12 protein-coding genes are annotated in these 11,025 nt (G+C 45.0%); 1 reads left to right on the top strand and 11 read right to left on the bottom strand.

The features are described from left to right. A partial coding sequence (locus K245_RS25535) for a transposase (RefSeq protein ID WP_035277705.1) occupies positions 1-143 on the bottom strand: 143 nt, incomplete at its 3' end. A 185-nt stretch (positions 144-328) separates the two neighbouring features. On the opposite strand from K245_RS25535, the gene K245_RS0119360 reads away from it, so the two are divergent. Next, the gene (locus tag K245_RS0119360; RefSeq protein WP_051284450.1) at positions 329-775 is read left to right on the top strand and encodes a VOC family protein; all 447 of its coding nucleotides are present in this window, start codon (positions 329-331) and stop codon (positions 773-775) included. A 198-nt stretch (positions 776-973) separates the two neighbouring features. On the opposite strand, the gene K245_RS27010 is transcribed toward K245_RS0119360, so the two are convergent. The 10 genes from K245_RS27010 to K245_RS28385 form a co-directional block, all read right to left on the bottom strand. Beyond that, on the bottom strand, positions 974-1,474 hold the full coding sequence (locus K245_RS27010) for a rod-binding protein (RefSeq protein WP_051284452.1): 501 nt from the start codon (positions 1,472-1,474) through the stop codon (positions 974-976). A gap of 8 nt (positions 1,475-1,482) precedes the next feature. After that, positions 1,483-2,583 carry a flagellar basal body P-ring protein FlgI gene (locus K245_RS0119375; RefSeq protein ID WP_035277707.1) on the bottom strand — a complete coding sequence of 367 codons (1,101 nt, stop codon included), beginning with the start codon at positions 2,581-2,583 and terminating at the stop codon, positions 1,483-1,485. Positions 2,584-2,670: 87 nt separating this feature from the next. Then, positions 2,671-3,384 carry a flagellar basal body L-ring protein FlgH gene (locus K245_RS0119380; protein ID WP_027360522.1) on the bottom strand — a complete coding sequence of 238 codons (714 nt, stop codon included), beginning with the start codon at positions 3,382-3,384 and terminating at the stop codon, positions 2,671-2,673. Positions 3,385-3,398: 14 nt separating this feature from the next. Continuing rightward, positions 3,399-4,424, bottom strand: a complete 1,026-nt coding sequence (flgA, locus tag K245_RS0119385) for a flagellar basal body P-ring formation chaperone FlgA (protein ID WP_198013939.1) — start codon at positions 4,422-4,424, stop codon at positions 3,399-3,401. Between the two features lie 11 nt (positions 4,425-4,435). Continuing rightward, positions 4,436-5,218, bottom strand: a complete 783-nt coding sequence (flgG, locus tag K245_RS0119390) for a flagellar basal-body rod protein FlgG (protein WP_027360524.1) — start codon at positions 5,216-5,218, stop codon at positions 4,436-4,438. A gap of 63 nt (positions 5,219-5,281) precedes the next feature. Further along, positions 5,282-5,962 (bottom strand): flagellar hook-basal body protein, encoded by a 681-nt coding sequence (locus tag K245_RS0119395; RefSeq protein ID WP_027360525.1) that lies wholly within the window; start codon positions 5,960-5,962, stop codon positions 5,282-5,284. 560 nt (positions 5,963-6,522) lie between these two features. Beyond that, on the bottom strand, positions 6,523-6,813 hold the full coding sequence (locus tag K245_RS0119400; RefSeq protein WP_027360526.1) for an EscU/YscU/HrcU family type III secretion system export apparatus switch protein: 291 nt from the start codon (positions 6,811-6,813) through the stop codon (positions 6,523-6,525). 14 nt (positions 6,814-6,827) lie between these two features. After that, positions 6,828-8,315: a flagellar hook-length control protein FliK gene (gene fliK, locus K245_RS0119405; protein WP_027360527.1), complete on the bottom strand. Its 1,488-nt coding sequence runs from the start codon at positions 8,313-8,315 to the stop codon at positions 6,828-6,830. 115 nt (positions 8,316-8,430) lie between these two features. Next, positions 8,431-10,593: a response regulator gene (locus tag K245_RS25545; protein WP_332248677.1), complete on the bottom strand. Its 2,163-nt coding sequence runs from the start codon at positions 10,591-10,593 to the stop codon at positions 8,431-8,433. Between the two features lie 179 nt (positions 10,594-10,772). Beyond that, the coding region (locus K245_RS28385; protein WP_232223854.1) for a hypothetical protein at positions 10,773-11,025 on the bottom strand (253 nt) is incomplete at its 5' end.

Genomic DNA, 11,025 nt, shown 5'->3' on the forward strand with positions numbered 1-11,025 from the left:
TTTTGTCTGGCCAAATCTCGAAATACATCTCCCAAATATTTCCTCAATTCTACATAAATAGTCTTTTTTCTATACTTTGGAATCCATACTACATGATACTTGCATTCCCAGGTACTATGGCTTAGGCTTTGTCTCTCGCTCATTGAAGTCTCCTTTAACTTGAACTTTAGGCGGTTCAGTTATTGGAGACTTCTTCTTATTCCAGGATCTGTCAAACTCTGTGAGTCCACCGGCAGAGCCGGGGGTTTACTTATGATTAATTATGATAAAAAGCGTCATGAATGTCTTTACACAAGCAAATGATCAACAACCATAAAGGATGGTTCCCATGCGTTTTGCCCATACAAATATTGCGTCAAAAGACTGGAAGAGGCTTGCCGATTTTTACATCAAAGTATTTGACTGCAAAATCAAGCCGCCTGAACGGAATCTTTCAGGAGACTGGCTGGATCAGGCCACTGGATTGAAAAATGCCAGACTCAGGGGAGCTCATCTTCTCCTTCCGGGTCATGGAGACAATGGGCCGACGCTCGAAATTTTCACATATGAAGAGATGAGCCAAAGCAAAGAGATAATGGCAAATTACACAGGCCTTACCCATATTGCCTTTGAAGTTTTAGACGTGAAGTCGACTCTGGAAAAAGCCCTTGAAAACGGCGCGGAGCGGCTTGGTACAATAATTGAAAGACCGATAGAAAATGTGGGTATTCTGAAGTTTGTCTATTTCAGAGATCCGGACGGCAATATCATAGAAATTCAATCATGGGAAAAATGAGCTTGATGTTCATCAAGCATTGATTTGCATGGGCTCTTATGGTTAATGATCTCGCAAAAAGTCCGATTCCCGTCATTCCGGCTCAGGCCGGAATCTATAACTATCTGATAATACCGGATGCCGGAACAAGTTCGGCATGACGAAAGTCTGACTTTTTCCAACCTTGCACAATAATGATCCTTTGAAATTGAAATGGGATCAAATTACTGAAAACAAATCCGCCTTCAAATCATCGTCCTGTTCGGATTCTTTCTGCTCCACCGCCCCAGTTTCACTTTTTTCATTTACTTCGAAGCCAGAGGATACGTCCCTGTAGAATTTTGAAGGAGGTTTTACAGGAGCTTCATGAACACCCGTAATCTTGGTCTTTAGATCCTTGTATGCCATGCCTGAAAGCCCCAGGCCCTCGCCATTTTTTGATATCTGGCTTGCAAGGTTCTGATCATACATGGACTGGAAAATATCCGACGCCAGACTCTTGCCGAAAAGAGAATCTCCGGGCAGGGTTTTGCGCATGGACTGAAGCATCATATTGGTAAAAACCGCCTCAAAGTCTTTGCAGGATTCCTTGAGTTTCTTTTCTTTAGCCTCACTAAGCCACGGCGCTTTCTGACCTGGCTTGCCGGCAAATTTTGCCCTGAGATTCTTTTCCTGGTCTGACTGAATTGAAGCCTGATTGATTCTGTCTTTTATATCCATTTGGCCCCCTATATTATCTCTAGATCAGCCTGAAGTGCGCCGGCTGCTTTAATGCTCTGAAATATGCTTATCATATCCCTCGGAGTAACTCCCAGCGCATTAAGAGCCTTGACAAGATCTCCGATGGTTGCGCTCTCAGGAAGGACAACAAGCTTCTGTTTCTCTTCCTTTATACTCACGTTTGTGGTCGGAGTCGTAACAGTCTGCCCTCCTGAAAGCGGAGGCGGCTGGGAAACCTGCTGACTGTTCTGGACAGTTATGCTCAGATTACCATGGGATATGGCCACCTTCGAAATCCTCACATTCTCACCAATGACAACAGTCCCGGTTTTCTCGTTGACAATGATTTTAGCGTCGCTGTCAGGCTTGACATCGAGGGTTTCGATTTCTGATACGAATGTGGCAACATTGCCCTTAAGCTTGGCCGGAATTTCCAGCATTATCGTTCCTGAATCTACAGCCTTGGCAGTACCTGCGCCCATAAAGCCATTGATCCTTTCAGCGACTCTCTGGGCTGTTGTAAAATCAGGATTTGAAAGAAACATGGTGAGCTCTTTTTTCCCGTCAAGATCAAAGGGGACTTCTTTTTCGACGGTCGCGCCTCCTACTATTCTTCCCACTAGGAGATGATTTTTGACGGCTCCGCCACCACCACCTTCGGCACCGACGCCTCCAATTGCAAGAGGCCCCTGGGCAATCGCATAAATATTATCGTCTGCGCCCTTTAGGGGAGTCATCAGAAGCGTGCCTCCGGCGAGGCTCTTCGCGTCTCCAACCGATGAAACCGCTATGTCAAGCCGTCCGCCTACCCTGGCAAAAGGAGGAATTTCCGAAGTGACCATTACAGCCGCCACGTTTTTTACCTTTAGCTGGTTCTTGTCGACTCTTATGCCCATTCTTTCCATCATATTCGCAAGGGACTGCATGGTGAAACCGCTGCCACCCTTGTCTCCGGTTCCGTTAAGACCAACCACAAGACCATATCCGACAATCTGGTTGTTTCTTATACCTTTTATGGAGGCAATATCCTTTATGCGGGCCGCTGACGCGCTTCCGGCAAACAAAGAACAAAGCAAAACAAATGATAGAATACAAATAGAACCACGCATAAGAACTCCTTATTCCGTTGTAACCATTCAGGCGTACGCCGGATTAGCATCAAAAACACAATAACTTTATCTGATGAAACTCAAGAATTAGAAAGGCCAGAATTTATCGAAAAGCCTCGCCAACCATCCTGGCCGCTGCTTGTCTGCAAGAACTCCTGTGCCTGAATAAACAATCTTGGAATCGGCAAGATATGTGGATTTCACATGATTGTCCGAGCCGATATCCTCAGGCCTTACAACGCCTGACACATTTATATACTGGGTCTCATTGTTGACGGTCATTTCCCGTGTGCCCTGGATCACGACATTGCCGTTTGGAAGCACATTGACCACGCTTGATCCGATTGACGCAGTGATCTGCCCTTTTCTGTCACTTGAGCCTTTACCCTTGAAATCATTTTTAGTGCTGGAAATAAGAATATTTGCAGGATCAAATCTCGAATTGGAATCCTTCAGAGCATCCAGGAAACCGGCGGAGTATGGAATTTTTGCCTCGGTAGTGCTTTCTCTTGATATGTCGGTATTTGCGTCCATTTTGGATGAAGTGTTTTCAACAATGTCAACGATTATGGTATCGCCAACCCTTTTAGCTCTCTGGTCTGAAAAAAGCAGGGCATTACCACCTGTGAATATTGAGCCTTCGGATGCAGGGACCTTCATATACATTCCTCCGGGAGTCTCCGGCGCAGCCCCTGGAACAGCCTCCACAACAGGCCCGGGAGTTGTTGCTGCACATCCTGAAAAAAACCAGACAGCAAAAACAGCGGAAAATGTAAGATTTGCCAGTTCTCTTTTATTCATAAAGCCTCCGTACATCAAAATACCGCTTCAGCAGTTGTTGAATCAACAACTCTGGCAGTAATGCTCTTGCCTGTGTCAATATTTTTTATCTTTACCTGTTCCCCAAGAGCGGCATCTGACAAAACTTCACCTGAAGTTTCAACGCTTAAAAGCCCGGCCTTTGCCACAAGCCTGACCTTGTCTCCTTTTTTAAGAACAGATGGAACAGCAAGATTTTTTTCTAATATGGCAGCACCTGACCTTACAGGTGAGAGAACCTTTTTGCCTATGGCCAAAGACGGATCAGTCAAAAAAATGCCTTTGGATCCATTCTGGGCATCCTTTGTTTCCACCCTTATATCATCCGCTGTCACAACCGAACCCTTCAGGATGTCGCGGGTCGCGCACAGAATTTTGATTTTTTTACCGGCAGTCCCTGAAAGTGTAAGGCGGCCCTGCTTTGATCCGTCAACGTAAACATCAACTGGCAGACTGTAATTACCCATTCTAATTCCTCTGGAATCTCCCGCGGACTTTATTTCAATATCGCCATCAGGAAAAATATTTTTGCCCCTTACCCTGAAATCGGAAATTTCGAAGGGATCATTGCCGGACATCTCATGAATCTTATTCATGTAATATTCTTTCAGAATCTCTTCGGACAATATCTGGGAATCCCTTGAGACAACTATCAATGCAGGAATGTCGAGAATTATGTCTTTGCTTTCCGGGAAACGGTTTTCAATAAGATCCTTTAATCTTCCGCCCCTGATGTTTTTCTGGCGTCCGGGTTTTGGGGAGGGCGCAATGATAAGTCCAGAGATCTCTCCTGCAATATTTTCAGGAGCATCAATCTCTGCAATCTCGCCCAGTTTTATATCGTCTGATTTCACTGAAACATGCCCCTGAACAATAACGGCAATTTTCTGGCCATCCACTTCAGCTCCTGAAACCACAAAAGGCAAAGCAGATAACACCGCGAAAACAGCAAAAAAAAGAGCATTCCGTATAGAGCTCTGTTTTCCGTCTGGATAAGGACGATTATCTGAAAAATCAGGCATGGCCATTCATCCTACCTCTTTAGTCCGTTTGCTATGCCAAGCATAGTATCAGCAGTCTGGACAGACTTGGAATTTGCTTCATAAGCTCTCTGACCAACGATCATATTTACCATTTCATCAACAACGCTGACGTTGGACATTTCAAGATAAGTATTGGCTATGGTTCCAGCGCCATCCACTCCGGGAGTCAGTTCGACAGGAGCGCCTGAACCTTCTGTTTCCCTGAAAAGATTGCCGCCAACTGCAAAAAGACCCGCAGGATTTATAAATGTGTGAACATTTATCTGTTCTGTAAGAAGAGTCTCCTCGTTCGGGCCATGGGCAGTAAGCTGGCCGTTGGACTGGACAGTAATTAGTGTAGTCTCGGGAGGAATGGCTATTTCTGGCTGCAGCCTGAGCCCTGCCGGAGTTGTGATAAAGCCTTCGCTATCCAGGGTAAAATTGCCGGCTCGCGTGTATAAATTTTCAGTGCCGTCCGAAACAAGGAAAAAGCCATCACCCTCGATTGCCATGTCCAGCTCGTTTCCTGTCTGCACGTAGTCGCCCTGGGTGAAAATTTTCTGAACGCTTGAAGGCTTCGCACCCATACCAACCTGGATGCCTGTTGGAATCTGACCGCCTCCCGGAGTGGTCGGGCCTGCCACAAGCATGGTCTGATACATAAGATCCTGAAAATTTGCCCTGCTTTTTTTGAAGCCTGTCGTGCTTGAGTTGGCAAGGTTGTTCGAGGTGACATCGATATTCATCTGCTGCGCCTGCATGCCTGAAGCCGCTGTCCATAGTCCTCTTATCATGGTGAATCTCCTTTATAATTCGTTCGTGCTTTTTGGTGCCCTAAGCTCTAAAAGCCAAAGGCATCAACGCAACTGACCGACATCAGAAATAGCTTTGGCGTCTGTCTCGTCAAAAGACTGAAGCATCTTCTGATATGTTTCATACATTCTCGAAAGCTCTATCAGTCTTGCCATTTCAGTCACGGTTTCTACATTAGAGCCTTCAATTGTTTTCTGTTTTACATCAATATTAGGAGGGGTGATTTCTGCCCCTGGATCTCCAAGATATTCGTAAAGATTTCCACCCTGCTTGAAAAGGGGGGTAAGATCTTCAAAAGTAACAACCTTGAGAGCATCCACAATCTCTCCGTCAACAAAGACCTCGCCAGCTTTATTTATATCCACCTTATTACCGGCAATGGTAATGGGGCCGCCTTCTCCAAGCACCTGATCCCCGGTCTGGGTAACAAGCTCGCCAGCCGAATTTATGGTGAAACGGCCATCCCGCGTATATCTTGTTCCATAGGGTGTCTGAACCGTAAAAAACCCCTCATCCGCAAGTGAGACATCGAGTGGATTTCCGGTTTCTCTTAAAGGCCCCTGGGAATGATTTACCGTGAGATGGGCCTTGAGCCTCCAGTCAAAGGAAAGAACGTCCTCCTTGAAGCTAGGAGTGTCGACGTTGGACAGATTGTTTGAAGTAATCTGAAACCGCCTCTCCTGCCTCAATGCGCCCTGTACAAGTCTTGTGAACTGAAGAATCATGCCGTATACCTCTATAAAGTCAATTATGCCTGCAAGGATATAAGCAAGAAAAATGCCGAAACCGGAGGAAAGCCGGATTTTAGATTTTTGAAGTCTGATTTTTTGATTGAAACGCCACCTATAAAAAAAATCCGCCGGGATTAGGGGCAGCATTCATAAGAATTGAAGGCTATTGCTGAGCATACATTATTGTGGTTATGCTCAATTCTCAGTAACATTTGAAAGTTAATGGGCTTAACATTTTTAAAACTCTAAAAATATCAGTTTTTTGCCTACTAACAAAACCATAAAGTTTCTGCGGAGCTTTTTACAAAAAGCGACCCGCCGGAGGCACCCGGCTTAACGTCGGATTACGGACAAAGGGCGTCCTAATCCGACCTACGCATCACCCTTTTTTGATGGCACATTAACCATAAAAGGCACTTCTTAACTGAATATCAGGCAGAGCCACATACATTATTGAACAGGGCTATGGACGATTCAAAAGCGGAAAAAATATTTTAAGAACCGGATAGGTATATACGCCAAAAAACCGCGACAGCGTCAAAATAATGGCTGTGCTATTTCCCGGGTAGAGCTATTTTTTTCTTGTTCATGGAATATACAAAGGCCAAAAGTTCCGCGACAGCCACAAAAACCTCGGGGGGCACTTCAGCCTCAAGATCAAGCCCTGCGAGGACTTCCACAAGATCAGGATCTTCCTTTACAGGCACGCCATTTTCAATAGCTGTCTCAATAATCCTTTTTGCGAGTTCCCCTGCGCCCTTGGCAGAAACCCTCGGAGCTCCGTGGGTTTTGGGATCGTATTTGAGAGCTACGGCCTTTTTCACATCCGATTTTTTTTTTGCCATATTTCCTCCATAAATCAGACCAAAATATTAAAGCCGTCATTTTTTTCAACCATACTTGAAAATACAGAGGAGCTGTCAAGCTCGCTGCTGCTCCTTGGGATTCGCACGCTGAAATCGGCGGATTCAAAGCCTCTTGCCAGAAGGTTATTTTCAAGATCAGGGAGATTCTCAATAAATAAATCCCTGGTTTCCTCAGATGAAACGATCACGGTTCCTGATATCTTTTTTTTAAGAAAAGAAACATCTGCCTTCAGTTTCCCTATTTCCGTCATATTAAGAATAAGAGAAACCCTGAAAGGTTTTTCGCTGTTCTCTGCCTGGGATTCTTCGGGCAGATCGAAAAAAATCTGGCCAAAAGAGAATGATCCTTCAAACATGATCGGAAATGGAAGAAAAAAAACACCTGCCTCGGATGTCGAAATTTTATTCATGAGCTGGAGATTTTCAAGGGATGCAAGGGCAGATTCCAGGGTCTTGCCTACTTCCGGGGAAAGACTCGAAGTATCCGAAAGAAGGTCGAGTATCATACCCTTTATATCATGCTGGGTTTCTATGGGAGTCTGAACATTCTCCGGATTCAGGGCTGATTCCGCAAGTTTGTTCTCCCAGGAAAGCCCTCCGTCTTTAATAAGGTTATTCAAAAACGCTGGTTTCGTCTCATCTGATTTAAGTGAAATGTTTTCTATCAGCTGCATAAGCTTTTCGAGCCTTGGTTCAGGAAGCTGCCTAACACCTTCTCCACCGGGCTTTACATTCTGAAGAAGCTTCGACATCATGCCTATAAGCTTTGGAAAAGCTCCGGCACCGCCCTCGGTCTGGGCCGCAGCCGCAAGATTTCTGACATTCTGGGCAATATCAGGCTGAATGACCCTGAACTCCAAGGACGGACCAGGCTTTATTTTTTCCAGAAATACAACCCGTCCTTCCTGGATACCTGAAGAAACCCTGGCCTTTATCTCTTCACCCTTGACCGAAAAAACAACTGTGCTTGCATCAATGCTCTTTGCGACCCTTGCAGGAATAGTTTGAGGCAGCTGCAGTCCTTCCTGTATTTTTTCCAAAGGCATTTTCTCAAAAAAAGCAGGCAGCTTACCAAGGACAGCTTTTACAATGGTTTCCCGCCCCTGATTTTGCATTGTTAATAGGCCTGACGCAGAATTTCTTGAAATGACCGAAGGCTCATTTTTTTCCTGGGTCGTTACCTTGGTCTGGGCCTTTAAAGAAGCCGCCTGGGGCTGAATTTCAAGAAGCTTAAGTGAAGGCACCCCTTTTGAGCCTGGGTCTTTCACCACCTCAAAGATAACCTGATCCCCTTGTTTAAGGGGTTTACCGACATCAGCCTTGATACGGGAACCCAACATTTCAAACAGAACCTGACCTCCCGGGTCCTGGCTTACCACCTTTGCAGCCACAGTCTGTCCCGGCTTAAGCGCAGACAGAAGCTGGAGCACATCCGGCTTAAGTTTTAATGCAAGTTTTTCAGGTGTGAAACCTATTCTCATTATCAATCCGGCAACCTGGAATAATCGGCAATTTAAGGTTTAAAGCAACAAATTATAAGCAAACACGGGCAAGAATACATTGTAAGGAAACATTATGGAAGATTTTATCAGACATTCATGCCTTTATCTTTCTGGCATGCACGACATCAACATAACTCCCTATTTTTTCAATCACCACCTCGGGCTGCATCGGCTTTGTGATATAATCATTCATTCCTGCAGCCTCGCATTCCTCCCTGTCACCTTTCATTGCCCTTGCCGTCATGGCTATTATTATTACATCCGGATTCAGAACCCTGGCTTTGCCTCCACGGATTATCCTTGTTGCTTCAAGCCCATCAAGCTCGGGCATCTGGACATCCATGAGAATAATGTCATATGGTATTTTAGTAACGGCTTCCACCGCCTCCTTGCCGCTCGAGACAGCGTCTGCCCTGAATCCGGCCTTTTCGAGAATTCTTAAAACCAGCTTTTGGTTAACAGCATTGTCTTCGGCAACAAGAATCATTATATGCCTCTTTATCCCATCATTTATGGAATATTTTGTAATCATTTTCATGCTGTCATATTCATCATTCACGGCTCCGGTAATACCGAGAACAGCCATGACACCCCCATACAGCTGACTATACTTGACAGGCTTCGTAAGAAAAGCTGAAAACCCTATTTCCTTAAGACGCCTTGAATCCCCCCTGTGAAAACAAGACGCAAGGATTATAAGCCTAACGCTTTTTAGTTCATGATCAGATTTTATCAGCTTGCCCAGCCCCTCTCCATCCATGCCGGGCATGACCAGATCTATTATTGCAAGGGTGTAGGGTTTCCCGGAAGCAGCGGCAGTTTTCATCATATCAATGACTTCCAAAGGATTCAGGCTCATATCGTAACCGAATCCCCAGTTTTTCATGTATCCTGACAGAATATCTGCATTTGCCCTGTTGTCATCTACAATCAGTACCCTCTCGGAAGAAACATCCATATCACGACCTGAAATGACAATCTGATCGGTATAAGGCGGCTGTTTCCTGAACTCTGCCGTGAACCAAAAGGAAGATCCCTTTCCTTCCTGGCTTTCCACCCCGATCTCGCCGTTCATAAGTTCGATGAGTCTTTTGGAAATGACAAGACCAAGCCCGCTGCCTCCGTATTTCCGGGCAGAAGATGAATCTATCTGGCTGAAATTTTTAAAAAGAAGATCCATCTTGTCAAAAGGAATTCCTATGCCCGTATCCCTTACTTCGAATTTGAGAACAACTTTATCCCCTGTTTCTGAAACAAGCGAAACATTGACTATGATTTCGCCAGCGCTTGTAAATTTTTCCGCATTTGAGCAAAGATTCAAAAGAATCTGCCTGAGCCTGCCAGGATCACCAATAAGCAGCGCTGGGACTTCATGGTGTACATGAATTGCAAACTCAATCCCTTTCTCCTGAATTTTATACGCAAGCAGATCCGCCACATCCTCAATGGTTGCTCTTATGTCAAAATTCTGTTGCTCGAAATCGAGTTTTCCAGCCTCTATTTTTGACAGATCAAGAATATCATTAATCAGGGAAAGAAGGATCTCGGCGCTTGTCCTTATATTGTTCATATATTCTTTTTGATCAGCATCAAGCTCTGAGCTCATGATAAGCCCTGACATGCCAAGGATGCAGTTCATGGGAGTCCTTATCTCATGACTCATATTGGCGAGAAACTCGCTTTTTGCCACATTGGCGGACTCTGCCTTGTTTATTGCTAATTTTAGATATGCCTGGGATTGTGAGAGCCTTTTAAGCATCACGTATGCGGAGGTGCTGAGAATTGCAAAATAAAACGAAATGCACGAAAGACAAAGAAGCATGGTTATCCGGCCATATTCGAAATTCATATTAAGTCCGTAAACCAAAATCCCGGCGGCAACTCCCACCATATACAAAACTGTTCCCCGGAATATTTCCCTGAATCCTGCGCTTCTTATGGAATTGGAAACGAGCACATTTACCGAGGTAAAAATGATCCAGGGGTTGAAAAGCGCGGCCGGAACAGAAAAACCCATGACAATAAAGTCAATATAGATATTTCTGAACTCTGCCTTTTTGGAATCACTGCATGAACGGGCCACAAAATAGGCCAGATGTGGCCATATAAGCAGAAAACCGATGAATGGCCATAGATGCCGTATGGGTTTTTTCAGGTAATATTCAACAGACAACAAGACACCTGCCGCGGCAAGGGTTGTAAAAACCCTTGGCAGATAGTTTATCCTGGTAATGCGGTGAGCTTTTTCTATGGCTATGTTTCCTTTAGGCTATGTCCCCTTCAAATGCTGAAACTAATATATAACCATTTGATATTCAAAGCTTAAAAGGCGACACAGAGAGGTGCCGCATTATAAACTAAGGAGAAAGTATTTGGGATCAACGTCTGATTACGAGCAAAGGAAGCTCTAATCCGACCTGATATGGTTGTCACCAGTCAAGAGAATAATAATCTCCCATCCACTTTTTTAGTGGCATCAATGGACATTATGTCCAGAGCATAGGCAGAGGCGAAACAGGTTAAGCGACGATTGATCAACCTGATATACGCGGGTTGGATACCGCATGACAAGACTTCATCGCGGAGCTGCCTCATTCTACGAACGGGAGTTCGGCAAGCCTTATCCCAAGGTCGGGTCGAGGATTCTCCTTCGTTTGTTGCGCCCCTGCCTATAGCCTGGAACAGATTT

The sequence above is a fragment of the Desulforegula conservatrix Mb1Pa genome (assembly GCF_000426225.1).
Classification (GTDB): domain Bacteria; phylum Desulfobacterota; class Desulfobacteria; order Desulfobacterales; family Desulforegulaceae; genus Desulforegula; species Desulforegula conservatrix.